Annotated in this window: 22 protein-coding genes and 1 pseudogene; all 23 read right to left on the bottom strand. The window is 49.0% G+C overall.

Features of this window, described 5'->3' with window-relative positions; genetic code table 11:
• Positions 1-2: 2 nt before the first annotated feature.
• The gene (yycI, locus tag T3H97_RS26130; RefSeq protein ID WP_025723162.1) at positions 3-767 is read right to left on the bottom strand and encodes a two-component system regulatory protein YycI; all 765 of its coding nucleotides are present in this window, start codon (positions 765-767) and stop codon (positions 3-5) included.
• An 18-nt stretch (positions 768-785) separates the two neighbouring features.
• Positions 786-2,126 carry a YycH family regulatory protein gene (locus tag T3H97_RS26135; protein ID WP_328801362.1) on the bottom strand — a complete coding sequence of 447 codons (1,341 nt, stop codon included), beginning with the start codon at positions 2,124-2,126 and terminating at the stop codon, positions 786-788.
• Positions 2,123-3,952, bottom strand: coding sequence for a cell wall metabolism sensor histidine kinase WalK (gene walK, locus T3H97_RS26140; protein WP_103049726.1), 1,830 nt, complete (start codon positions 3,950-3,952; stop codon positions 2,123-2,125). The genes T3H97_RS26135 and walK overlap by 4 nt, the downstream gene beginning before the upstream one ends.
• Positions 3,949-4,680 carry a response regulator YycF gene (gene yycF, locus T3H97_RS26145; protein WP_023991124.1) on the bottom strand — a complete coding sequence of 244 codons (732 nt, stop codon included), beginning with the start codon at positions 4,678-4,680 and terminating at the stop codon, positions 3,949-3,951. Before yycF ends, walK begins: the two co-directional genes overlap by 4 nt.
• Before the next feature lie 232 nt (positions 4,681-4,912).
• Positions 4,913-6,436 carry a M23 family metallopeptidase gene (locus T3H97_RS26150; RefSeq protein ID WP_134902048.1) on the bottom strand — a complete coding sequence of 508 codons (1,524 nt, stop codon included), beginning with the start codon at positions 6,434-6,436 and terminating at the stop codon, positions 4,913-4,915.
• Positions 6,437-6,759: 323 nt separating this feature from the next.
• Positions 6,760-7,416, bottom strand: a complete 657-nt coding sequence (locus T3H97_RS26155; RefSeq protein WP_190298338.1) for a hypothetical protein — start codon at positions 7,414-7,416, stop codon at positions 6,760-6,762.
• A 147-nt stretch (positions 7,417-7,563) separates the two neighbouring features.
• Positions 7,564-8,280, bottom strand: a complete 717-nt coding sequence (locus T3H97_RS26160) for a GntR family transcriptional regulator (protein ID WP_025723156.1) — start codon at positions 8,278-8,280, stop codon at positions 7,564-7,566.
• A 27-nt stretch (positions 8,281-8,307) separates the two neighbouring features.
• Entirely contained in the window at positions 8,308-9,315 is a 1,008-nt protein-coding gene (locus T3H97_RS26165) for a CehA/McbA family metallohydrolase (protein ID WP_328801363.1), read from the bottom strand.
• Positions 9,308-9,775, bottom strand: coding sequence for a hypothetical protein (locus T3H97_RS26170; protein ID WP_328801364.1), 468 nt, complete (start codon positions 9,773-9,775; stop codon positions 9,308-9,310). Before T3H97_RS26170 ends, T3H97_RS26165 begins: the two co-directional genes overlap by 8 nt.
• Positions 9,772-11,286: a hypothetical protein gene (locus tag T3H97_RS26175; RefSeq protein WP_328801365.1), complete on the bottom strand. Its 1,515-nt coding sequence runs from the start codon at positions 11,284-11,286 to the stop codon at positions 9,772-9,774. The genes T3H97_RS26170 and T3H97_RS26175 overlap by 4 nt, the downstream gene beginning before the upstream one ends.
• Before the next feature lie 31 nt (positions 11,287-11,317).
• A complete protein-coding gene (locus tag T3H97_RS26180; protein WP_103049719.1) occupies positions 11,318-12,160 on the bottom strand; it encodes an ABC transporter permease in 843 nt (280 codons plus the stop codon).
• 2 nt (positions 12,161-12,162) lie between these two features.
• A complete protein-coding gene (locus T3H97_RS26185) occupies positions 12,163-13,332 on the bottom strand; it encodes an extracellular solute-binding protein (RefSeq protein ID WP_103049718.1) in 1,170 nt (389 codons plus the stop codon).
• 98 nt (positions 13,333-13,430) lie between these two features.
• Positions 13,431-14,462, bottom strand: a complete 1,032-nt coding sequence (locus tag T3H97_RS26190) for an ABC transporter ATP-binding protein (protein ID WP_103049717.1) — start codon at positions 14,460-14,462, stop codon at positions 13,431-13,433.
• Between the two features lie 53 nt (positions 14,463-14,515).
• Positions 14,516-15,340 (bottom strand): ABC transporter permease, encoded by an 825-nt coding sequence (locus tag T3H97_RS26195; protein WP_023991134.1) that lies wholly within the window; start codon positions 15,338-15,340, stop codon positions 14,516-14,518.
• A 203-nt stretch (positions 15,341-15,543) separates the two neighbouring features.
• On the bottom strand, positions 15,544-16,830 hold the full coding sequence (locus tag T3H97_RS26200) for an adenylosuccinate synthase (protein ID WP_029518946.1): 1,287 nt from the start codon (positions 16,828-16,830) through the stop codon (positions 15,544-15,546).
• 377 nt (positions 16,831-17,207) lie between these two features.
• Positions 17,208-18,566, bottom strand: coding sequence for a replicative DNA helicase (gene dnaB, locus T3H97_RS26205; RefSeq protein ID WP_013373892.1), 1,359 nt, complete (start codon positions 18,564-18,566; stop codon positions 17,208-17,210).
• A gap of 2 nt (positions 18,567-18,568) precedes the next feature.
• The gene (gene rplI / locus T3H97_RS26210; RefSeq protein WP_013312788.1) at positions 18,569-19,012 is read right to left on the bottom strand and encodes a 50S ribosomal protein L9; all 444 of its coding nucleotides are present in this window, start codon (positions 19,010-19,012) and stop codon (positions 18,569-18,571) included.
• Positions 19,009-20,997: a DHH family phosphoesterase gene (locus T3H97_RS26215; RefSeq protein WP_103049716.1), complete on the bottom strand. Its 1,989-nt coding sequence runs from the start codon at positions 20,995-20,997 to the stop codon at positions 19,009-19,011. The genes rplI and T3H97_RS26215 overlap by 4 nt, the downstream gene beginning before the upstream one ends.
• Before the next feature lie 11 nt (positions 20,998-21,008).
• On the bottom strand, positions 21,009-21,926 hold the full coding sequence (locus T3H97_RS26220; RefSeq protein ID WP_190298343.1) for a DUF2232 domain-containing protein: 918 nt from the start codon (positions 21,924-21,926) through the stop codon (positions 21,009-21,011).
• A 5-nt stretch (positions 21,927-21,931) separates the two neighbouring features.
• Positions 21,932-22,234, bottom strand: coding sequence for a MazG-like family protein (locus tag T3H97_RS26225; RefSeq protein ID WP_013312791.1), 303 nt, complete (start codon positions 22,232-22,234; stop codon positions 21,932-21,934).
• Positions 22,235-22,355: 121 nt separating this feature from the next.
• Entirely contained in the window at positions 22,356-22,784 is a 429-nt protein-coding gene (locus T3H97_RS26230; protein WP_013312792.1) for a CBS domain-containing protein, read from the bottom strand.
• 45 nt (positions 22,785-22,829) lie between these two features.
• Positions 22,830-23,889: pseudogene (locus T3H97_RS26235) on the bottom strand (LCP family protein).
• Positions 23,890-24,125: 236 nt separating this feature from the next.
• A complete protein-coding gene (locus T3H97_RS26240; RefSeq protein WP_328801366.1) occupies positions 24,126-25,067 on the bottom strand; it encodes a D-alanyl-D-alanine carboxypeptidase family protein in 942 nt (313 codons plus the stop codon).
• Between the last annotated feature and the right edge of the window lie 17 nt (positions 25,068-25,084).

Below are 25,084 nucleotides of genomic sequence, written 5' to 3' on the forward strand. Positions count from 1 at the left end.
GTTCAAGACCCTTCTGTATGTTCTGTCTTTGGACTAATGACATCCCCGTTCATCTGCACATAATACACACCTTTCCCGTTGTCCAGCATAAACCGCCACACGGGGGCAGCCACCTGGCTATCGGAGTTAAAGGTCTGTCCGTAATAACCGAGCCGGATATCCTTCACAATCGTATCACGCGGCAAATAGCCATCGATCAGCCTTGCCAGTGCTTTGGACGCAGGCAGCATTTTCTTTGCCTCATCCGAAGGCTGGAGATCGACCTTAATTTTGCGATACCCTGTAATCTTCTGATTACTGTAAAACAGGGCCAGCTTCACATTAAATAGCGGCCATTTGCCCTGAACCAGCGGATGAAGTACAAAAGCATCTGCTTGTCCGGATGCCAACTCCTCCTGAACATCCAGCGGATCGTACTGAAAGTTATCGATATCCTTGATTTGTGGCTCCAATGCCTCAACTAGCGCGTCATGGGTGAATACCAGCTTGCTGTCCACCGGCTTCACCAGCTGCACACGATCATCCTTTTCTCTACTATGAACGTATGTGTAAGAAAGTTTAGGCAGCTGCGGGGTATCCCCGGGAATCGGAGCCAGCACCTGAATGCTTTTCTCTTCCATTAAACGCTGCGTATTTTCATCCAATGAAGTAAAATCCAGATTCGGCCCTGCCGTTTCCTGCGCATCATGCCACAGTTGATAACTCAATACCACATTGAGCAGCAAAAATGTACAGATCAGTACGTTTTTGGCGCGGCTCCAATCCATTCCCGTTCCCCCTTCCTGTCACCTCTTTGTCTCCCGGTCTGGCTTCGTTTGTGTTGTGTTGGATGCTGTCGTTACAGGAACAGCATGAATTTCTGCAACAGAACCGTCACTGAGCGTAACGCGCCATTCAGGAGCAAGCTTCAATCCATCATTGGTCAGCTCCGGTTGATACACGGGAGTCAGATCTCGAATTGTCTTCCCTTTGCCTACAGTCTCCAGTTGCTTCTTCAAGGGCTCGCCGCCCGGCAGCATAACCTTCTTCGAGGATTGCTCTCCTCCCTTGAGATACAGCAGCGAACGTTCATAGACAGATGCCGTTTCCTGCTGAATTTGCAGCGAAATCGTACCAAAGCGGAATGATGGTGTATCCAGCACTGGATAAGCACCATAATACTGCTGAAACATCACAGTTGTACGATTTTCATCGCTGCTTCTCAATTTCAGCTGATACGAAGCATCCCAACCGCCATGCTGATTCACAAAATCAACTGCGGCGAGCACATCCCTAATCGGACTGCTTCCACCCGCCCCCGGCGCACTGGGATCGGTATAGCTCATCCAACGTTGCTCCTGCTTGATTTGCAGACTACGCTTGCTGTCTGTATAAATTTGGGAGCCGTCCTTCTCCTGAATATTGCGCGTAATCCCTGGATCGAAAAACAAATTCCGCTGCATTTGCTCCGTCGTAAACAACCCAGCATACACTACAGGCTGCACAGTTTCCAGGCCATTCACGGGAATGTAGTACTGATTATCCACCAGCTCGTACAACGGGGCATTTTCACCAAAATTCACATGCTGCCGAATGTCCTCTACCGTCATATCGAACTGGTTCGCCTCATACACCACATCGCCTCTGGCACTGAAAAAGAGCGCATGCGGCTTGGCATTCTTTTCGTCTATATAGATCCAAATGCGGTTAATCGTCTCTCCCTGAAACACCGAATCCGGCGTCAGACGCATGACCCGCTCCAGTAATGAAACCGGGACTCCGCCTGAAAAGGATAATTCGATGCCTTCGTTTTCGCTGCGAATCTGCGCCCAGTCCGCTGATTGAATACTTCGACGTTGAAAGTTGTTAAAGCTCCGGCTTTCCAGCCGTGTATAAATTAAATCGTAAAAAGTAACACCCGGATAAAAAATGGTATGCTTCTTCTCGCCTTGGTGAATGAGCATTTTATCAGGAAACACGAGGTTCTCAATCTTTTTCTCCTGTCCCATGCTTTCGGTTTTGACATAGTTCGTTTCTGAAGTGAGTACAGAATCACTGCCTGGAAGGCGGTAAATCAAAAAATAAGTCTGTACCAGGCTGGAAGCAACCAGCAAAATAAGCGTCCAGGACTTCAAACGTTCCTTCACTGTGCTTCCCTCCCTTCACTCGACATGGGTAGCGTAAAGGTCGTACAGGTTCCCTGACCGTATTCCGACTCCAGAAAAATCTGGCCCCCATGCGCCTTTACAATTTCCCGGGCAATCGAAAGTCCCAGTCCCGTGCCGCCCATATTGCGTGATCTCGCCTTGTCTACACGATAAAACCGTTCAAAAATCCGGTCCAGATCTTTTTTGGGAATACCAATTCCGGTGTCTTGTACCGAAATGGACAGCATTCCCTCACTGTTGCGGCGAGCTTCAATCCGAATACTCCCGCCCTCCGGCGTATATTTCAACGCATTGGACATCAGGTTGTCCAACACCTGCTCAATTTGGTCCCGGTCGATCACGACTTTACCGATTCCCTGCTCTACGAACATCCCTGAGCGAATGTGCTTTTGCTTCATTTGAAAAGAAAACCGATCTGCGACTTCGTCCAGCATCTCCATCACATCCGCAGGCTGCATCCGCAAAGGCGCCTCATTGGAATCAAGCCGTGACAGATGCAGCAAATCCGTAACCAACCGGATCATACGCTCTGTCTCGTTGCGGATCACGCCCACGAAACGCTCTGCGAGTTGCGGTTCAGCCATCGCGCCGTCATCCAGCGCTTCAGCATAGCTGCGGATGGTCGTCAACGGAGTACGCAGCTCATGTGATACATTCGCTACGAATTCCCGGCGTGTCGTCTCCATCTCCTCCTGCTCCGTCACGTCCTGGAGCACGGCAATCGTTCCCGTAATGCCAAATTCCCGCCGATGAATCGGCGTGAATGTCACACGGATAACGATGGGTTCATCCTGACCGGCTGGCTCCAGCTGCAAGAGCGTGGAGGCCGAAGATCCGCTATACAGGGCCTCGGTTTCCTCCGGGTCGATCCCTAGTAGTACCGCGATATGCCTGCCGGTCATTTCGTTTTCGTTCACGCCCAGCATGGCGCTGGCCCGGCGGTTGACCAGAATGACCCGGCCATTGTCATCAGTAGCGACCACACCGTCGCTCATATTGGTCAAGATGGAGGAGAGCTTCTCCTTCTCCTCTTCATTTTGGGACAGCGCCTCACGCAGACGGCCTGTCATATAGTTAAAGGCCACGCTAAGCCTGCCGATCTCATCATCACCAAATACAGGCATCTGCTGATCGAATTTGCCTTCGGCAACCTCTGTTGCATGACGTGTCATCACCTTGATCGGGTGCGTAATCGTGTGGGCCAATACCACGCCCAGCACAGCCGTCAACGCGAGCGCAATGAGCATACTTGAGAGAAACACATTGTTAATGCGTTTCATCGTATCGTAGAGCTCGGTCATCGAAGCGGCGATGTACACCGCGCCGACAATCTTGCCTTGGCTGATGACGGGCTTGGCGACGACCTTCTTGCGGACGTTATCCTCGTCCACCATGTATTCCTCGTTATCACGGATACCTTGAAGTGCGCGGCTGACCACTGTCTGCGTATTTTTGCGTCCGACATAATCGGCGTGTGAACCTTGGGAAGTAATTAACACTTTGCCACTGGCATCCAGCACCTGAATTTCCGCGCCGCTGAAATCAAACAAATTATTCACGCGTGCACGCAGGCTTTCCACGCTGTCTTCTTCCATTTTGCCGTCACTGCCACTCAGATCCTGCTCCGCCAGCACGGACAGCATCTCCGCCCGTGCTTGCAAATCCTGCGTAAAATTACTCGTGAGAGAGTTCTTCATCGAGCTGACAAAATAGACCCCAATCAGCTGCATAGCCACCAAGATAAGCAGCACATAGATAATAATCAGCTTTGCATGAATGGTACGAAAGAAAGACAGCCATCTCATGCCCGCAGGCCACCTTTGCCCCCGCTCACGATATATCCAAGGCCACGGCGCGTCAGGATGGTCTCCGGCTTGCTCGGGTTCTCCTCAATCTTCTCGCGCAACCTCCGAATGGTCACATCTACTGTCCGCACATCCCCGTAGTATTCGAAGCCCCATACCGCCTGAAGCAAATGCTCCCGCGTCATGACTTTTCCGGCATTCTTCGCCATATAGTGCAATAGCTCATATTCGCGGTGCGTCAGGTCAAGCGGTGTTCCGTTTTTGTAAGCTGTATACATATCCGTATCAAAAAAGAGGTCGCCCACGCGCAGCCCCTGCTTATCCTCCTGCGGTCGGCTTTCCGACGTGCCTGCCCCGCCGCGTTGCTGTCTGCGCATCTGTGCCTTCACCCGTGCCAGCAACTCCCGTGTGCTGAACGGCTTTGTCACATAATCGTCCGCGCCCAGCTCCAGCCCCAGCACTTTGTCGATTTCGCCGTCCTTGGCGGTCAGCATAATAATCGGCGTCTGGAGCTGATGCCCACGTACCTCGCGGCATACATCCATGCCGTCCATGCCCGGCAGCATCAGGTCCAGCAGGATCAGGTCTGGCTGCTGCTTAACCGCGATATCCACCGCGCTGATTCCATCGAAGGCGCAAATCACCTGGTAGCCCTCTTTTTCCAAGTTAAATTTTAAAATATCAGCGATTGGCTGTTCATCATCCACTACCAGAATCGTTCCCTGCATATAGCGTTCACCTCTCTTCACGGATCATAATCTATAATTAACTTTCGTTTGTCAGTACCTATAAGATGTTTATTCTATTCTATCATACCCGTGCGCCATTCCATTACTTCTCCAGACCCTTTTCTTTACGCAGAAAAAAACCATGCCTGCACCTACTGTTAAGCATGCAGAAAAACATGGCCTTTCCCCTTGATCCTCATAAATCATGTAACTCTCGATATAAACATCCAACCTATCTTAAATACGTCATTGGATTGCGCGGCGTATTATCTTTACGAATTTCAAAATGCAGATGCGTTCCAGTCGAGCGTCCCGTGTTCCCCATGACCCCGATCGATTCGCCCTGCTGAACCACCTGTCCTACATGAACGCCAATGCTGCTCAAATGCCCGTACACGGTTTGGTAGCCGTTGCGATGATCGATCATAATGACATTACCGTATCCATTCTGCTGACCTGCAAATGTTACCACGCCTTCATCTGATGCGCGAATGTCAGCACTACCGACCAAATCGACACCCTCATGCATACGTCCCCAGCGTGCGCCAAAGCTACTTGACATCGATGCGCCGGACACCGGCCAAGCGAACTGTCCTGAGCCTTCTCCCACGACCTTCGTTCCTCTAAGAACCACCTCAGTAACAGACGGCTGCAGCACCTTTTGACCGAGCCATTCCTCTTGCACGACCTCACCGTTCTCCTTGGTCAAACGATAGTCCATCTCTTTAAGACCTACTTGTCCTGGTCTGACTACTTTGGTAACCCCTGCCTTCAGTTCATCGCTCTGGCGAATCTCAACCTCAGGCTCGATGGCAATCTGTTCGACGACCTTCTCTACTGTTCGCACCGTAACCGGAGCCTTTGGAGCAGTAAGCTTCAATTCATCTCCAATTTGCAAATACAGCTCACGCGAGCCGGGATTGTTCTGCTTAATCTCCCAAGCGGTCATATTAAATTTAGTTGCAATCGACGACAAAGAATCGCCTTCTTGCACTGTATACGTGATAGGAGCCTCACGCCCCTCAGTCAACACTTTGACTGCTTCTGCCTCCGTCAGCACCTTGTTCGGGTCTGCTTTCACAGGCTCGTACGCGATTTTCTCACGGATACTGGCAGACTCCAGCCATGCTTTAGGGGTTTTAGTACTAGCACTCGCATGGCTGCTGCCCACGGATGTTTTGCGAACCAGCCCCTTGATGCCTGTAGATGTACCCTCACCCACAGGTGTGTACTTCTTCTGTACTTGCTTTAAAGCCGCCTGTGCAGTCGCTTTATCCTTTACAATGCCAACCGTCTGACCGTTGACCTTCACTTCTACCCCTTTGGCATACGCTGTCAGCATACCGTCCAGTTTCTTCAGCGTGGCTGCACTGTCGATATCCGCTTTATATGCCTTCTCAATGTCTGTCGTTACCGCGCTCGTATTGAGCACCATATCCACGCCGGGATACTTATCCTTATACTGTTTGCTCTTCGTTGCGTATAGCTGTTTAAGTTGTTGCTCATTCAAGATATTTCCGACCTCGACGCCTTTTACATACACTTTATAATAAGGAACTGTGTTAGCCCCCACATACTGATTACTCGCAAAAATAAGACTGCCTGCAATCACCACACCGCCTGCCGTCCAGCTCAGCCATTTTCTCCGACCGCTCAACCACCTTGCTATTTTCCCCGCTTCCACAGCAGACTTATCTGCAACGTTGGAAGCTGCATTCCTGCTGTCTGGTGAATCCTGCTCCTTCAAAACCTTCATGACTCTCTCCTTTTCAGCATATCTTATCTCTATATAAATGCGTTCATTATTGGTCTTTCACACTATGAATCTAGCCTGTATTCACAAGTATCTATGATATTAGTCGCTATCTACCATTGCATAGTTGCGTAAAAGGTTTCAAAAATTTAACCTTTTCACAACACTGTTTACTTTAACATAGCCTTTACAAAGAATTCAACTACACCCCAATTACTTCCTGACACGCAAAAAAATCCGCGCATGGCGCGGATTCTACAGTCCTATTTTGAGCATAAGCATTGCCCATGAATTCATTGTTTATTATTCAGGATTTTGCAAAATACTCATTTAAGCATAGACATCAACTTGTTATATTCCTCTTTGGTCAAATACTTCGCAAGCACCTGCTGAATATCCTGAAGCTCCTGCTCGGTGAGACCGCCTTCCATCGCAGCTGATATTTTCTGCATCTCCTCCGGCGGCAGCTTATTCATCAGAATCGCAAAAATCTCCTGCTTCTGTGCCGCCGGTAAATTGTTCTTCTTTTCCGTCAAATGGTCGGGCGTAATAACCAAATCATGGCCTTCAATACTTGTTTCAGGTGTAGCTGTACCTTCTGCCTGCTTCCGTGAATCGTTGCCTGATGTTCCAGCCGACGTGGCTCCCTCCTGAGATACCTTGCCATTGGCTGCGCCACCAGCCTCACTTCCGCTTTCTTCTAAGCCCTGTCCCATGACAGGCAACGCATCATCAGGCGGTGTTACACTTCCCGAGCCACTGCCTGTCGTCTTGTTCTTCCCCGTGTCTGTGCCTTGGTCCGTACCCGCGCTGCCTTTTAGCCAACCTAATCCCCATATGGGCTGATGATCAAGCTGAATGTTAAACTGCCGCAGCAGCGATTGAACATAAGCATTAACGACTACACCTGTCACTGCAAGCGTTAGTGCGCTAACCAACACGACCGTCATTCCTTTTTTGAGCAGCCATCCAAGCCACCTCATATCCCGTTACCTCCTTATACGCATCCTGCCATGTGTGTATCATCATGAAGTGCATATAGATCAGTATTGACGAGATATGACGATTTTTAACCCATGGAATATGTAAAACTAGCACGATTCAATAGGAGATGCCACATTCTGATTGAATCAGCGCGTACGACGCACCCAGAAACGGAAAATGTCACTGCGGACATAATCCAGAGAATACAGCACTTGCCTGTTCATTTCATCATAGTGAAGCTGCTTCAATAGTAATACCGTAGCCTGCGGATGCTTCAGCAGACGTGTCATATGTGCGTCGTCATAGTTTGGAACAGTAAGCTCGGAATACGCTCCGACGATTCGCACCCCGGCCTTGAACTCAAGACTCTGAAAAAGCGAGCCTGAAAAAGAGTCATCTTCCAAAATGGGACCAGCTAATTTCTCTGGCATCCAGTTTATAGAGTGGGCTACAGCCTCTCCGTTGGCTGTGCGTGTACGCTCTAGAGCAATCATGGGCTCATTCTCGGAAAACCTCATCTGTTCGGCGATATCAGGAGGACAAACCGATATTCTCTGAATGGATTCCAGCTGCTCGTCTTCCCGTAATCCTGCCGAACGAATCATGTCCCCGATGCTGTACAGGCGGTCGAGGGAGCTTGGAATACTCGGCAGCGGGCAAGTCGCAAATGTGCCACTCCCGTGTTTTACAAGCAGCTTACCTTCCGATTCCAGTTGACGAATAGCTCCCCGTAGCGTCGTACGCGAGACACGAAACGATTGGGAAAGTGCAGTTTCCGACGGCAGCCGATCCCCCGGACCTATTTGATTAACCTTCATATATTCTTCTATACGCTGCTTTATGTTCTCTTGTTTTGTTGACACCGTCCGAAGCCCAGCCTTTCTATTGTGTTAAGCCATATAAATCGGATTCGTAAAAGCAATCATCATCACACAGTCTTCCATGCAGCCGCAAAGCTCCGCTCGTATCCAGCCCTTTCCTAGCGGATCTTGCAATGACAGCGTATATTCTCCTGTTTGGGCGGGGATCTGAATCTCCGAGCATATGCCTTGACTACTTGTCAGCAGAAGGCGAAGATTCTGAGGCCTGAGGTTGTAATGGGCTGCTCTTGCTTCCACATCCAATTGAACCGTCACAGATAATGAATCCTCTACAGTCAGCTCTATACATTCGCCGATGTGATAACGATGTTCTCTGCCCTTAATCTGCGCCCACATCGTTAGTAGCGGTCCCATCGTAACCGATACTGAACCGTGGCGAATCGCCTCAACTGCCCGATCTGCCAAACCTTCCCGCTCTTCTGCCTCATCATGAACCCCCAGATACGTAACAGCTGGAAGCGCATCATCCGGTTTAGATACATGCCAGTCCCGACCGCTTACCGCAGTGATGCGATACCCCTGATTCAACAAATCGGTCCACATGGCAAACGCCCGCTGGCTATCCCGCTTAATAGATGGCATAAGCGTTGACCAGACCTCTATATAATCCACCTCATGCCAATCCTGAATCGTGTATTTCCAAAAGCACCCCGTACAGATCGGACTTCCGATCCTGAACGGATGGGCAATCCCTGCAATGCCTCCCTGCTCATGTACCTGCCGAATCCCCTCATGGATGTCATCTGGTCCCAGCATACGCCAGTCGATAAAGCGGTCAACCCCAAGCGTCAGCATATGCCCGTAAAAGGTCGTCCACTCCATCCCTGAAATGATCGGGAGACCAAACTGCCGCTGAACCCGTTCCTGATCCGCAAGTGCCGATTGCGTGTTGTGATCTGTCATAGCGATGCATTCAAGCCCCAGATTCACTGCGCTTTGAACAAGCTCCTCCAACGTTTGCTTTCCGTCGCTGTGAAGCGTATGGGTGTGAAGCTCAGCTGGAATCCATTTAAGCATATGTCGCTTCCTCCCCCAATACATGAATTTGGTAGGCAAGCGTCTCGGTCACAACGGCATGCAGACTGACCGTAATCCGCCACATGCCCGCCGGATTATCTCCTGCGAGGAATCCCGGCGAGGCCGCAGACGAACCGAGCCAATGCTCCTGCTGCATCTCGGGACGGTGTGCATTTCCCCGGTGACGGAGAGGATCATCGACAGACAGGGTTAATAAATTTTGCAGCGGTACATACTTCTTCCATAGATCGGATGAATGCCCCGGCTCGTCGTATCCGTACTTGCTCATGCTTTCCTCAATGATTTCTCGTGCTTGCTCTTGATCTTTCAATAACTTGGGCGTGTAAGAGAAGTGAATACGGATCATTTCAGTCGGCTGTGGAATATGGAAAGAGTACGTAATATGGCTCTGGGTGCAGGTTCTGTCGACCGTTCCCTCCACATACAGCAGCCTGCTCATGACTGCTCATCCTGGCTGGACGGTTCATCCACAACTTGCTTCACCATATCATTCAAAGGATGTTCTTCATCACCCGACACGTCCTTGTCGGCTGTCCATAAAACACCCACGGGTTGAAGCCGCGTCAGCTCAATTACCCGGTCTGTACGAATACCCGGAAACTGCGGCAGATTATCCTCGTTTAACGTAAAAGCACACAGTCCGGCCACTTCCATGCTGTCCGCACCGCCTTCCAGCAATACGGCTCTGATTTCAGCTATATCCTCAAGCACTGCCTCTCCAGATAGCTTGATCGTGGTAGAAAAATGTGACTCTGCCCCCTCATAAGCGGCTCTAAAATCCCCCAGTCTCAGATCATGATGGCATGATGAATACCACTGCTCCGAGCCATGAAGACGAAGCTGGACATCGACACAGGCATCTTCCTCACGCCGATTGAAGCCCGGCTTGGACGCTGGAGCCGATTCTCTGCCCGAATCCCGCAAGGGGCGTTTGGAAGTCTGGATAAACACATAGCTACGCTGGTGTGCAAGTGCAATGGAAGACGCTTGTGACGGCATTTCCAGCTCCTGCTGACGTTCCATCTCCCACCCAGTGACCTGATAGGCAAAAGGAAAACGGCTCATGACCGCCTCACGTGGCTCTTCCTCTGGTTTCCAATGGAAAGCAGGCGGTAGCATAAAACGATAGTCCGATGAAATGTCATCCTTAAAGTTTCCGTTGGTTGTTGCGGATTGGAGAACAGGATGCCCGCCCAGATCATAATTGCCATTAAACGCAGTCGTAATATGATGTGCCCCCTGGAAAACAGCTTCCAGAACATTACCCCTTGCATCCAGCTCGACGCGGTACATCCATTCGATATCGGTGGTTCTTCCCCATTTGCTCATAAGCAGCGGCGCAGGCGTTCCTTCATCTTCATGGCTGAACATCATCTGGTATTCAATGACTGTCTTCTCCTCATTCCCTTCCACGGAATAGAACAAAACAAGTGGTGTATCCGTAAAGCGATTCTCATAAGGATGTGACAGATTACGGCCATATAAAAGCGGGGTATGGCGATAAATCAGCGATCTTGGAGAGGAATCAGCCACGCAGCGTAGTTCAACACCGTCGATCCATGCTCGAGATACAAGCGGAGCCGATTCCAGTTCGCGAAATTCGGCATAGACCTCATAATCGCCTTCTTTTAAATATCCTAACAAACGGGTATACACTCCCTGACTGCTGCCATAGTACAAAATGACATCTTGATTATAGGCTTCATTCAGGTAGAGGCGTACGAAAGCAGATTCTCGATCTGTCGCAGCCCAGTCACTGTCTGATCTGGCGAACAGATCAAGCTCCGCGTATCCGTCTTCTGGCATGGAGAACCTAAACCGGAACCCGTTTCCCGGGCTGAGCTCAACCTCCGCCTTGTGTAAGGCAATCCGATAACCGCAATCCAGCAGATCCTTTTCCCATACTCGCCCACTAAACCCGGTAATTTGCACCTCTGCTTGGCTGTTCATCCCTGTAACCTCCTTAGTGTATAACGGCGGTCTAGCTGGCATCCGCATCCTTCACCATTGTCCGAATATAAAAGTAGCCCATAAAAGAACACAGTAAAAACATAAACACTGCCATTGCACTGGCCGTATGCGTCTCCTGATAGCTGGAAAACACCTGCTGCATCGCAACACCCAGCACCTGCGGCGAGTTGGCACCGATCAGGAAAGGAGCCGTAAAGCTGCCCATGATTCCCATGAAAATGAAGGTCACCGCAACCCACATCGTTTTGTAGGAAAGGGGTAAAATAAAGCGCCCAAACAGCTGCATCGTGCTGGCTCCGGCATCTCTGGCGCTTTCGACGACAGCGTTTGGAATGCTGGCAAGTGCCGAGCTGAGCAACATGGTTGCGAACGGAATGTTGAACCACAAATTAGCCAGCACCAGCCCTTTGTAGTCATAAATAATCCTCGGAATCGTCTCAATGCCGAGCGGCAGCAAAAGACGTGCAGCCCAACCGTGATTGCCATACATCGTAATGATCGCATACGTTGCAATTACACCGGGAACAAACATCGGAATAAAATACAACCGACCTATCCACTTCACGATAACCCCTTTGCCGAATCTCAGATAAATCGCCAAAGCATAGCTGATGACCAGAGTAAGGGCCGTTGAGACTAACGTGACATTAATCGTATACATGATATTTCTACGCATGGCAGGTTCCGTGAACAGCCGAATATAGTTGGCCAGTCCGTAGCCCGTTCCATATTGATCAATCAAGCTTTCCTTCACGGCATAGAGAATCGGAATAATAACGACGACCAGCAAAATGAGAAAAGACGGGATGACCAGGGCAAGCCCCAGCATCCCCCTTTTAGACAATGAACTCATGCTCAACCGCCCGCTACTTCACTTTGCCAGCGTTTGTAGATTTCCTGCTGAAGCTCTCCGCTGTTAAAGCTGCGATATCCAGAAGATACACTGTTGAATTTCTCTTGCAGCTCCGTTGGCATCAGATTCCACTTAATCCCTGGATAGCCATACATTTTATTAATAACCACCGTTTGCGCTTCGGGCGTCAGTATATAATTCAAGAATTCCTGGGTTGCTTCTTTTTTGGAGGAAAGTGAAGGAACCATCAGATAAGAAGGTCCTCCTGTAAAGGCAGGGTCAATTTGTGTCAGCTTCACCGTGTCTGGAAGCAGCCCTTTAGCCAGTTGTTCGAGCGCCATATCAGACCAGGCTGGGACCATGTCTACCTCTCCACTTGCTAAAATATCAAGCGTACCTTGATTCTTCTTAGGGTAGACTCCTTTTTGGTACATTGAAGGGCCCAGTTCCTTGAGCAGCGAGAAGCCTTGATCCCATTTTTTCATATTTGCCGGATCATCACTGTTCATCGCCTCTGGAGGAAGGAAATTATAGATAACCGTATTCACAAACGAGCTACCTGATCCACCTGTAGACGGATCATTATAGGCAAACTTGCCCGGATGCTGGCGAATCCATGTATACAGCTCGTCGGCTGTTTTCGGAGGTGTCGCTACTTTTGCACTGTTATAGGCAAGAACAACCGAAGAGGCACGGTATGGAATGGCCTGATTGTTCACCTGCTTGAGATACGTTTCATCCACATTCTTCAAATTTGGAACCTTGGTAGCGTCCACCGTTTCCCACAGTTTCTCGCCTACCCCCTTGGTGATGTCATCCAGACTGCCTTCGTACAGGTCGATATCTGTATCGGTTTGTCCGCTTTTCTTGGCTGCGATCAGACGATCCAGTGTAGATGCGCCTCCGGTCCCTGCTGGCAAATACACCAGTTTGACCTTAACGTGATCATTTTTAGCTTCAAAGTCCTTGATTAACGTTTCCCACAGCTCTTTGACGTTCAGAGACCCTCCAGTGTACAAGGAAATTTCCGTCGTTCCCGTAGCGGCTCCCACTTTTGTAGACTTGGCTTCCCCTGTAGCCGTGGCGGCATTACCACCGTTTCCACAGCCAGCCAACAACGATAAACTAAGTACCCCTGCCAAAACCAGACCCATATTCTTTTTCCCAAACACGTTGTTGCCTCCTTTAGATAGTTGCACAAGTTCGCAGCATCACCAGATGATGCGTTCGTGATGGACATTGATGCGATATAGAGGTTGATCGTGAATCTTCATTGTGCTGCTGGAAAAGTAACAATTTTACTGAAGCTGAATCTGATGTGCTCTCCACTGCGCAGCTCGGCCGCTCGTTCACGCGGCACAAACATTTTCAGATGATGGGTACCGCTATCCAGCGAAACTTCCGCATAATGCCCAAGAATCATCACTTGTCTGATCGTTCCGGCTAGAGAGCCATTTTCTTCCGACGTCAGAACAATATCCTCTGGTCTTACACCAACCATGGATTCACCTGTGTATTCATGCTCTTGTGCAAACGGTATTCCGCTCACAGAGACACTGCGACCTGTGCTCACCCCCTTTAATAAATTGATACGGCCAATAAAACCCGCTACAAAAAGTGACTGTGGCTTGTCATAAATCTCCTGCGGTGAAGAGAGCTGCTCAATCCGGCCCGCATTCATAACGACGATTCGGTCGGAAATGGACAGCGCCTCCTCCTGATCATGGGTGACGAACACCATCGTCATTCCTGTCTGGGTCTGGATATCGCGCAGCTCCTCTCTCATCTCCATGCGCAATTTGGCATCAAGCGCGGAAAAAGGCTCGTCCAGCAGCAATACATCAGGCTTTAGCAGCAAAGCCCGAGCGAGTGCTACCCGCTGCTGCTGACCGCCCGAGAGCTGTCCCGGCGTTTTACGATCTGCGCTCTCTAGCCGAACCAGCGCTAGCGCTTCCTTCACCTGACGGTCAATTTCTGTCTTCTTCACCTTTCGAATCTTCAACCCGAAAGCCAGGTTGTCATACACGGTCATATGCGGCCACAAATTATAACTTTGGAACACCATAGCCGTCGGACGCTTTTCGGGCGGCAGCTTGAGTACGCTTTTACCCTGAATCTGAATGTCGCCACTGTCCGGGTCCAAAAAGCCGCCAATGGAGCGAAGCACAGTTGTTTTACCACAGCCTGAAGGTCCCAGCAGTGTCACCAGTTCTCCCTTCATCACGTCAAGTGAAATGCCTTTGACTCCGTCTCCTGTCTTGAAGCGCTTGGTTAACTCTTGAATGGATAATTGAATGGGCATTAGCTAAGACTCCTTTTTCAGGATTTTGCAAACTCCTCTTTTGACCAGTTACGTTATTTCACCTGAAATCCGCCTGCCAGTACATCCGCACTTACAAAACGCTTGGCTGCCAATAGCAGAATGATCGTTGGCAGAGTAAGAATGACTGAGAAAACAGCACCCGTTGTGCTCGGATAATCAGCAATGATGGAATACATGATGACTGGCATTGTTTTATAGTCCGGCGTTCCGACAAGAAGTGTTCCCTGTGCTTCATCCAGTGAAGCAAGAAAGGTAAAGATGGAGGCAACCACAATGCCGGGCAGCGCCATAGGAAAGGTGATTTTCCAAAACACCCGAAATGGTCCGGCTCCGGCATCCCGCGCTGACTCCTCCTGTGCACGATGTACGCTGCGGAAGGCAGAGGAAGGAATCCAGGTCATATACATGAGCGTGTTTACCATATGGATAAGCACAATGCCTGCAAAGGTGTTCATCAACCCGAATTGGTAGAATAGTACGGCAATGGACACATACAAACCCATTTTCGGAAAAGCATGCGTAAGCAGGAATGAGAAAAGAAACCACTTACTGAGCGGGAAAGAAATTCGTGCAAAGGCATAAGCAGCAGGAATACATACGATGATTGAGCAGACCGTAACGGTAATCGCAATCAGGAAGGATAGAGAAATCGAGCTGAGTACATCATCCTGGGTAAGTACAAACTTCCACCATTCCAGTGACAAGCTCTGCGGGAGCGGTGCAGGATACTGCCATTTTCCCGAAACCGCCAAAAGGAGAAGATTGGTTAGAGGCCCCAGAAAAAAAATGACGAAAATGACAAGCACGATGAATTCCACAATTTTGCGTGTGCCGAGTGAGCGAAGATACCAGTTCATAATTCATCCCTCTCAAGACGTCTAGACGTCCGAATCTCTTTTCTATTTGGATTATAGAGAGGGTTTGTTATCACAAATCGACAAGGAAGATAAGATTATGTAAAGGGGGAGGAACCATTTAACACTTCACAGAACAAAAAAAGAGAGAGGCTGCTAACAGCCTCTCTCCTTGAACATGTATCAATAGCTATATCATTCTTGTCCTACAAATAAATCGGAAGCACCTGATTTGTTTGATCGCGATTACGCCCAACCGAGAAAATAGCGATTGGGATACCTGTCAGATCAGACACGCGTTGTACGTAATTGCGTGTAGTCTCAGGCAGTTCCTCCAGCGTTTTCACACCAGTGATGTCTTCGCTCCAACCCGGCATTTCTTCATATACCGCTTCGCATTCCGCCAGCATTTTCAGGCTAGCCGGATAATGCGTAATCACCTCGCCGCGGTACTTGTAACCTGTGCAAATTTTCACCGTTTTCAGGCCAGTCAATACGTCCAGCGAGTTCAAGGAAAGACCCGTTAACCCACTGACACGACGGGCATGACGCACAACAACGCTGTCAAACCAGCCAACACGACGAGCACGACCTGTAACCGTACCGTACTCATGACCTGTTTCACGAATGTAATCGCCGACTTCATCGTTCAGCTCAGTCGGGAAGGGGCCATCACCTACACGAGTTGTGTACGATTTAGCTACACCGATGACTTGTTGAATCTTGGATGGTCCCACACCGGAACCAATACATACGCCGCCAGCCGACGGGTTGGAGGACGTAACGTATGGATACGTACCTTGGTCGATATCGAGCATAACGCCTTGCGCACCTTCAAACAGTACCTTTTGATTTGCGTCAATCGCATCATTCAACACGACAGACGTATCTCCTACATAAGGACGGATAAATTCAGCATATTCCAGATACTGTTTCAGTATTGCTTCTACATCCAATGGCTCGCCGCCATATACTTGTTCAATCACTTGGTTTTTTTCTTTCGTTTGATGGCGCAGCTTCTTTTCGAATTCCTCTGCATCCAGCAAATCAGCAATACGAATACCGTTACGTGCAGCTTTATCCATATAAGCAGGGCCAATCCCTTTACGGGTAGTACCAATTTTGTTAGGACCTTTGCGGTCTTCTTCCAGCACATCCAGCGTCATATGGTACGGCATAATCACATGTGCACGGTCACTAATGACCAGATTTTTTGTGGAAAAGCCATTATCATGAATGTAAGTAATTTCTTCAATAAGAGCGGCTGGATTTACTACCATACCGTTGCCAATAACACACTTTTTATCTTCATAAAAAACGCCGGATGGAATCAGGCTCAGCTTGTACTTTTTACCGTCAATGAGAATCGTATGACCAGCATTGTTTCCGCCTTGGTAACGGGCCACCACTTCAGCGCTTTCCGCCAGATAGTCCGTGATTTTACCTTTGCCTTCGTCTCCCCATTGTGTTCCCACAACGACTACAGTTGACATGTTTCATTCCTCCGTGGAGTGCCCACAGACACTCTGATTTTGAGCTGACACACTACGCATATCCGACTTCAACCGCCTGAGCGAGCAGATATGGAGCGTTCTCGAACAGCAGGAAAAAACGTCCGTCGCAGACATTCCGTAGGTTCGGAAAGCCCCGGGCGTAATGATCTCCCCACTGCGTTGAAGCAGCACTATAAGTGTAACAGCACCATTTTTTAAAGTCAAATAAAAAGCGAACATTACATTACATGAAAATAGTATTGTTCGTAATTGAGAGTTTCATTCCTTATATGAAAATACGTGAATTCTATAAAAAAAGACCCTTTCGAGATCGCGAAATCCGCGTCGAAAGAGCCTTTTCTAATGATACTAATATGTTATCCGGCGAACGCATCCGAATGGGCACGCTCGTAATTAGCGAATTTATTATAATTTTTGAGAAAGACCAACTCTACCGTACCGACCGGGCCGTTACGCTGCTTGGCAATGATAATCTCAATAATATTCTTCTTTTCTGTTTCCTGATTATAGTAATCATCCCGGTACAGAAACGCCACGATATCAGCATCCTGCTCGATAGAACCCGATTCCCGCAAGTCACTCATCATCGGCCGCTTGTCTTGACGCTGCTCCACACCCCGACTCAGCTGGGAGAGGGCAATTACAGGCACTTCAAGCTCACGAGCAATTTGTTTCAATGTCCGTGAAATTTCGGATACCTCCTGCTGGCGGTTCTCGCCTGCTTTGCCTCGTCCGTGGATCAGCTGCAAGTAGTCAATTACGATCATACCCAGTCCCTTTTCCGCTTTAAGACGGCGGCATTTGGCACGGATATCAGCCACAGTGATGCCGGGCGTATCATCGATATAGATTTCCGCCTCTGACAAGGCTGCAATGCCCATCGTCAGCTTCGCCCAATCGTCGTCGCCTTTAAATTCACCTGTCCGCATGACGTTCGCGTCCAGATTGGCCTCGGCGCAAATCATCCGCTGCACGAGCTGAGCGGCCGACATCTCCAGACTGAAGATGGCTACTGTCTCTTTTGCCCGAACTGCAACGTTTTGCGCAATATTCAGAGCGAACGCTGTTTTACCTACGGATGGACGGGCGGCCACAATGATCAAGTCATTGCGCTGGAAACCCGCCGTCATCTTGTCCAAATCAACAAATCCAGATGGAATTCCGGTCGTATTGCCCTTATTCTGATGCAGCAATTCAACGCGGTCAAACACTTCCATCACGACATCGCGGATGGCAATAAAGCCACTACCTGAGCGCCCGTTGGATATCTCCATAATCTTGCGCTCAGCATCGCTCAGCATACCAGCGACATCCTCGCCACTGCTATAGCCTTCGCTCACAATCTGTGTAGCTGCACGAATCAAGCGACGAAGCATCGCTTTTTCTTCAATGATCTGGGCATAGTAATCCACGTTAGCCGCTGTTGGCACCCCGTGAGCCAGCTTCGCCAGATAACTGACACCGCCGATATCCTCTAGCTGTCCCTTGTCCTGAATTTTCGAGGTCAGCGTAACCAAGTCAATCGGCTGTCCGGATTCACCCAGCTCAATCATTGCTTCGTAAATCATCTGATGAGCCTTATCATAAAAGTCCTCGGTCTGCACCCGCTCCATTGCGGTAATCAGTGCTTCAGACTGGAGCAAAATAGACCCGATAACCGCCTGTTCAGCCTCCAGATTTTGCGGAGGAATCCGATCAAAAAATTCGCCGCCCATAATTATTCTTCAGTCACCTGTACTTTCAGCGTAGCTTTGACCTCAGGATGAAGCTTAACGGTCATTTGAGTCACGCCCAACGTACGAATCGGTTCTTCCAACTCAATTTTGCGTTTGTCCAGCTTGATGCCAGTTTTAGCTACTGCCTCCGCGATTTGCTTGCTTGTAATCGCGCCGAACAGCCGTCCACCTTCACCAGCCTTCGCCTTGAGCTGAACCGTTGTCTCTTCCAGCTTTTTGCCGAGCGCTTGCGCCTCTTCCTTTTCCTCTTGCTTACGCTTTTCCTCCGCAGCATTCTGATTTTCCAGCGTCTTCATGTTTCCTTCTGTCGCTGGACGGGCAACACCACGCGGCAACAGGAAATTCGCTGCATAACCGTCCGACACTTCCTTAATTTGCCCCTTCTTCCCTTGGCCCTTCATATCTTTAATGAATATCACTTTCATTCAAATAACCCCTCTTCCCCATCAATTTCGGCCAGCACGTCGACCACTCTGCGCTTAGCTTCCTCCAGCGGGCAATCCAGCTGAACCGCCGCATTCGTCAGATGTCCTCCGCCGCCTAGCCGTTCCATGACGACCTGTACGTTCATGCGTCCGAGTGAACGGGCGCTGATCCCCACCAGGCCGTCAGGACGTTCACTGACCACAAAGGAGGCCAGTACATCCGTCATATTGAGTAATGAATCCGCCACCTGAGCAATCAGGAGCTGCGGTATTTTCTGTCCGGGCTCTGTCACCGCAATTGCGATATGCCCATATATCATTTTAGCATGCTTAATAATTTCCGCCTTAGCAATATATTCATCCAGGTCCTCTTTTAACATGCGCTGGATCATAACTGTATCTGCCCCGCTACGTCGTAAAAAGCCGGCTGCCTCGAATGTACGCGAGCCTGTATGCAGGGAAAAATGCTTGGTATCCACCGTAATCCCTGCCAACAGTGATGTTGCCTCCAGCGGTGTCAGTTGGACCTTCTCATGGATATATTGCAGTAGCTCGGTCACCAGCTCACAGGCCGATGACGCATAGGGCTCCAAGTAGATCAGAACCGAATCGTTAATAAATTCCTCGCCCCGACGATGATGGTCGACAACCACCACCCGGCTGGCCGTTTGCACCAGACGCGGCTCAATCGTCATTGAGGCCTTGTGCGTGTCCACCACGACCAGCAGACTGTGCTCAGTCATTAGCTGGAGCGACTGCTCTGGCGTCATGAGCGCTTGCGATAACTTCTCATCCTTGTTTACCTGCTCCATCATTCGGTCTATAGACGGATTGGATTTATCCAGCACGATATGTGCCTCTACATTGTAAAGCGCCGCAGCCTTCCACACACCGATGGCCGCTCCCACTGCATCCATGTCCGGTATTTTATGTCCCATGATCAGCACGCGGTCGCTCTCCTGCATCAGATCACGCAATGCATGTGCAATGACTCGGGCACGTACCCTGGTCCGCTTCTCGACAGCATTGGACTTGCCTCCGTAGAAGGACAGGCGTTGTCCCGCCTTCACTGCTGCCTGATCGCCCCCACGTCCAAGCGCCATATCCAGACTGGACTGGGCCAGCTCGCCTAGCTCCTTGATGCTCTCTGCACCGAAGGACAAGCCAATACTCAGTGTCATCGGTACTTTCAAATCCGCTGTCATTTCCCTTACGGTATCCAGAATGACGAATCGACTTTGCTCCAGCTCCTGAAGCGCTTTATGATTTAGCATAATGAGATAACGCTCAGAAGATAATCGACGCAAATAAATATTGTACTGATTAGCCCAGGATGTAATCTCGCTTGACACCTTCGCAATAAGCGCGGTGCGTTGCTGATCATCCATCCCCTGAGCAGCCTCGTCCATATTATCGAGCATGACGATACCGAGCGCCAACCGCTCGTTTTCATACTGCTTGCGTAGCACCGCCAACTCCGTGACTTCATACAAATATATCAGACGCTCATCGGGCACGATCAGAAACTGATAATGACGCTCATCATGCTGTAGCTCCACCTTCAGCTCACGAGCAGGCTCCTTTGGTTCCTTCTTGGTGCTTAGAGCACCTGCGAGTTGAGGGAACAAATCTTGAAGAGACTCACCAATCAGTGATTGCTCCTCGAACATCTCCCCGGCAAACCGATTGTGCCATTCTACCGTTCGATTTTCACTGTATAAAATGATGCCGAACGGCAATGCACTAATCGCTTCCCCTTCCACCCGCTTGATCCGGAAGGAAAGACCGCTGATATATTGATTCAGCTCCCGACGAAAATCCAATTCCGTCTTCAGCATCAGCCCGCCGAGCAAGAATGACAGCAGCAGTCCTATCACACCCAGTTCCCAGTTGTACATGGAAATACATATGACAAGCACCAGCAGCAGTAAAAACGCCCAGACCGTCTGATAACCGTGCCAGCGTTTTTGTAGAAATTTAGGCATGACTGTTCACCCTATTTCTTTGATCTTGTAATTGCTTCACGCAGCGGAAAGGCCAAATCAATAATACCTATAATGCGGAGCGGCTGGAACACCAGAACGACGAGCGACAGCAGCAACGCAATCACCGGGCTCATTTTACGGCTATGCGTCCAGAAGTATACAAAACCAATCGTCTGGATAATAAAACATGCATGAATCAGCGGTAGCATACTAATGGAAACCATTTGAATCCAGCTGCTATCGGAAGACCCTGCTATCCATTCAATTACAATTGCCAGCAGATAATACCAGATCAGCGCGCGCGGTAGCCTCCACTCGCGAGCAGGCTTCATTTTGCGTACCGGTACATCGAGACTGCTCAATGCCGGACGTGCCAAAGCATGCGTAATCACCGCCAATATGAACGAGGTCATGATCAGCACATACGGAATTTTTCCAATCAGCATTGTACCGAGTTTCTGCGTATCCTCCGCTGTCCAATTCATGTTCGAAAACATCGGATTAGCACTCAAAACCTGCTGTACTATACTTGCCGATATCGCGGCCTGATCACGAAGGTACTGCGAAAGATCAAACCCAAAAGAATACGTAGCGATAAACAGAACAACCAACAACTCGGCTAAAATAATGCCCATTCCGGTCATCAACGCCTGAAAAGCAGGTCCTCCCTTTTTATATATCCGTCCCATCATTATTGAAGGAATCAAAAAATAAATCGCAGGGAGCAGCGAATACACATCGAGTAGCGCTATAATGAACAGCACCGGTATGACGTGAACCAGAAATCCTTTGAAAGGCAGCGATGAAAACAATACAGCGCCAGGCACAATCAGCAAAAATACGGTAATGATTCTTAATGGTGTCAATAGAGTCAGCAGCAGAAGCAAATAAATGACGCTCCATGCTACAGTTGCCAAGCGGAATTTCAACGTTTTCACCTCTTACGCATATGTTCTTCCAGTGCGGAAATGTCCTGATACCAATCCTCCAGCTGGTGTCCTTCTTTTCTGTGCTTTCTTAGCTTGTCGATGAGTAGATCATCCAATTCACGGTAAGACACTCCAAGGCGCCTCCCCAAAATATAGCTGCTCATCACCAAACTCGCCAAACAATCACCAATGCGGGCTGTACTGCCTTCCCACATCGCCTTAAACAGACGGGAAACTTGGTCAAGCACCTCTGTTTTAAGCCATTCAATAACCTTGGCTCGTTTAACTACATCCATTTCTTTAGGCATATGATGAAGAGTCACACCCCTCTGAAAAAGCTTTATTCTCCATTATAGCATATCCTATTCTGAAAATAACTGTTACCCCATAGGGTAAATCGTTATTTTCGGAGCAGCCTTGCTGCTTATTTTAGCTTGAAGTATTAAGCGATTCCCTGGACACAAATTTTTCACAATACTCAATAATCTGGCTGCGACGTACAATGCCAATAAACCGTTCCATATCATCTACGACGGGCACAAAATTCTGTACCTTAGCCAAATTAATTAAATCCTCCATGTTAGCGTCAATGGACACGGGCTTCATCGTAACCCGCAACGGAACGTCCTTAAGCATAAACTTAGAAGCGTTTTCAAAGGTGATTTTCCCCTCGGACTCTTTCATATGCCACAACAGATCACCTTCTGTAACCGTACCTGTATATCTACCTTCCTTATCCAAAATAGGAACCGCTGTAAAACGGTGATATTCCATCCGTTCCAACGTTTGCCGTAAAGTAGCATCCGCCGTTACACAAGCAACTTCCTGTTTGGGAAGCAAGAAAAAAGCGATATTCATGAGAAACGAATCCCCCTCAAAATCAAATATAAATCAATTGATTATTCACTGAATGTCCTGCTTGTCGGGAAGCCTCAGCGTCTGCGGGGTTGTATCGGAATCTAGCCAGTTGGCAATCATGAGTCTGGCATATTCAAGTTCCTGTTCATTAGGCCGGTCATAATACAGGCCCTTCTTCTTGAACCCTTCCCCCGTAATCGTAAAACTTGAAATTTGTGGATTTCCCTGCGAAATAGCTTGCTTGCCAAGCCCAGTAATAAAAGTAGGTTCCATATCGGTTTTAAAATTTGGCTCCCATAATATCGAGCAGCTCCGGGATCTTGGTAATTCCGTTGATATTCAGCAGCTTATCCGCCATAGCGTTCAAAAATATTTGCTGCCGTTTGGTACGGTTGAAGTCGCTATCTTCCCGATATCTAACATAATACATGGCTTCCTCACCATTATAAAGCGGCTTGCCCGCCTCAATACGGAACTTGATATGCAGCGGGTTCTTATTCTCAATGGGCTTGTCGATAGGAAGCACAACTCCACCCACTGCATTCACCGCCTCCTGGATACCCTGGAAATTAATCGTAGCATAATAATCGGCCTTATGCTCCATCAACTTCTCAACTGTAGCCATGGACATATCTTCGCCTCCGAACGCATAAGCATGCCCCAACTTATCAAAATCATCCTCGCCATCGCGATTCGGATCATGTCCGGCAATCTGTACGTAGGTATCCCTTGGAATGGAAACCAAAAGCACACGCGATTCCGCGGGCCGTACTACTGCATACATAACCGTATCCGAACGACCACGCGCCTTTTCATTGGGCCTTTCATCTGTACCCAGTAACAGCACCGAAAAGGGTTCCTTACGGTAAGCTACTGTCTCTTGCTGCTGCTGTTCCCCGGATTGTCGCGGCTGATAGGATTTCTCCAGCTTGCTTTCCAACGTCGGTGATACAAACCAATCAAAAGCCACCAATGTCAACTGTTTGCGGAACAGGTAGCCTCCCACTGCAATCAAAAATAAAACAATACATGAAATATATAGAGCGGTAAACCTCTTTTTCTTTTTGGGCTTTCCACGGGTCCTTCTCTTATGTCTTCTCTCCATAACAGGTACCTTCCTTCTTTCCGTCACAAATCCCATCTCTTCATTAAACCGAATTGGTCCCACATGAAGCGAAAACTTCCCCTCAAAGCATAAAAGGTCTGCTACCTTGTTGTCAAAAGTGTCATGGCGTGGTCAGCTCCTCGAATTCATACCAAAAAAGGCTTCAACCTCACGGTCAAAGCCCCAATTCATGTTTATATTCGTATCCTATGTAGCTTTCAAAGTCATTTTTTGCCTTAATGTGGAGCCAGTTTCACCAAATTTTGCAGTCGCACCGGGAAAGAAGTCGACAGGGAAAAACCATAATCGAACAACTTCCGTGTCTGCTCAAAACGCTCTTCCTTGCTCGGTGCACCCAGCACCACAGCAACTAGCCGTCTTCCATGCTGCTCTGCTGTACCTGTAAAGCAGTATCCAGCATCGCTTGTGTACCCTGCTTTCAGTCCGTCCGTTCCTGCATAAGAGTACGGTCCAGCCAAGGAAGGCAGCATCCAGTTCGTATTACTAATGTAGATGCCTTTATCCTTCAACTCCATCTGCGTACGACTGGACGTTCTCAAAATCTCCGGGTGTGACGTAATCAAATAGGAAGCCAACTTCGCCGTGTCGCTTGCTGTCATTTTCGTCTCTCCCTGGATATCCTCAGGGTGATTCGGCCCCAATTCACTCTGACCTGCCCCAGAGGCATTGCTGAAGCGACTATCGGATGACAACCCAATTTGGGCAGCCTTTCCATTCATACGCCTCACAAAAGCTGATTCATTCCCTGCTGAACGCTCCGCTAACGCGACAGCGGCATCATTCGCTGAATACACAACCATACTCTGGAACAATTCGGATACGGTCATCCTTTCACCATACCGGAGGGACAAATTCACACCGCCCACCGTACTCGCGTAACGGCTAATTCGCACTTCATCATTCCAGCCTAACCGTCCGGCCCGAATATCCTCCAGCACCAATAGCTCAGTCATGAGCTTGGACATATTTGCGGAAGGCATAGGCGTATCACCGTTCACATCCATCAGTAATTCCCCAGTATGCATGTCCATCAGCACCGCAGCCTGTGCATCCACATTCGGCTTTCCGATCAACAGGCGGGGTCCAAGCGTAATAAAAATCAATATAATAAGTACCGGGACGACAATAGCCCAACGTAACCAATGTTTTTTCATCATCGTAATAACCTCCATAC

Source organism: Paenibacillus sp. LX16 (assembly GCF_036252815.1).
Lineage (GTDB): Bacteria > Bacillota > Bacilli > Paenibacillales > Paenibacillaceae > Paenibacillus > Paenibacillus polymyxa_B.

Excerpts from the sequence above, each read along its gene's own strand:
- yycI (WP_025723162.1), bottom strand. The coding sequence starts at position 767 with ATGGATTGGAGCCGCGCCAAAAACGTACTGATCTGTACATTTTTGCTG.
- walK (WP_103049726.1), bottom strand. The coding sequence starts at position 3,952 with ATGAGATGGCTGTCTTTCTTTCGTACCATTCATGCAAAGCTGATTATT.
- yycF (WP_023991124.1), bottom strand. The coding sequence starts at position 4,680 with ATGCAGGGAACGATTCTGGTAGTGGATGATGAACAGCCAATCGCTGAT.
- T3H97_RS26150 (WP_134902048.1), bottom strand. The coding sequence starts at position 6,436 with ATGAAGGTTTTGAAGGAGCAGGATTCACCAGACAGCAGGAATGCAGCT.
- T3H97_RS26155 (WP_190298338.1), bottom strand. The coding sequence starts at position 7,416 with ATGAGGTGGCTTGGATGGCTGCTCAAAAAAGGAATGACGGTCGTGTTG.
- T3H97_RS26165 (WP_328801363.1), bottom strand. The coding sequence starts at position 9,315 with ATGCTTAAATGGATTCCAGCTGAGCTTCACACCCATACGCTTCACAGC.
- T3H97_RS26170 (WP_328801364.1), bottom strand. The coding sequence starts at position 9,775 with ATGAGCAGGCTGCTGTATGTGGAGGGAACGGTCGACAGAACCTGCACC.
- T3H97_RS26175 (WP_328801365.1), bottom strand. The coding sequence starts at position 11,286 with ATGAACAGCCAAGCAGAGGTGCAAATTACCGGGTTTAGTGGGCGAGTA.
- T3H97_RS26180 (WP_103049719.1), bottom strand. The coding sequence starts at position 12,160 with ATGAGTTCATTGTCTAAAAGGGGGATGCTGGGGCTTGCCCTGGTCATC.
- T3H97_RS26190 (WP_103049717.1), bottom strand. The coding sequence starts at position 14,462 with ATGCCCATTCAATTATCCATTCAAGAGTTAACCAAGCGCTTCAAGACA.
- T3H97_RS26195 (WP_023991134.1), bottom strand. The coding sequence starts at position 15,340 with ATGAACTGGTATCTTCGCTCACTCGGCACACGCAAAATTGTGGAATTC.
- T3H97_RS26200 (WP_029518946.1), bottom strand. The coding sequence starts at position 16,830 with ATGTCAACTGTAGTCGTTGTGGGAACACAATGGGGAGACGAAGGCAAA.
- dnaB (WP_013373892.1), bottom strand. The coding sequence starts at position 18,566 with ATGGGCGGCGAATTTTTTGATCGGATTCCTCCGCAAAATCTGGAGGCT.
- rplI (WP_013312788.1), bottom strand. The coding sequence starts at position 19,012 with ATGAAAGTGATATTCATTAAAGATATGAAGGGCCAAGGGAAGAAGGGG.
- T3H97_RS26215 (WP_103049716.1), bottom strand. The coding sequence starts at position 20,997 with ATGCCTAAATTTCTACAAAAACGCTGGCACGGTTATCAGACGGTCTGG.
- T3H97_RS26225 (WP_013312791.1), bottom strand. The coding sequence starts at position 22,234 with ATGCCTAAAGAAATGGATGTAGTTAAACGAGCCAAGGTTATTGAATGG.
- T3H97_RS26230 (WP_013312792.1), bottom strand. The coding sequence starts at position 22,784 with ATGAATATCGCTTTTTTCTTGCTTCCCAAACAGGAAGTTGCTTGTGTA.
- T3H97_RS26240 (WP_328801366.1), bottom strand. The coding sequence starts at position 25,067 with ATGATGAAAAAACATTGGTTACGTTGGGCTATTGTCGTCCCGGTACTT.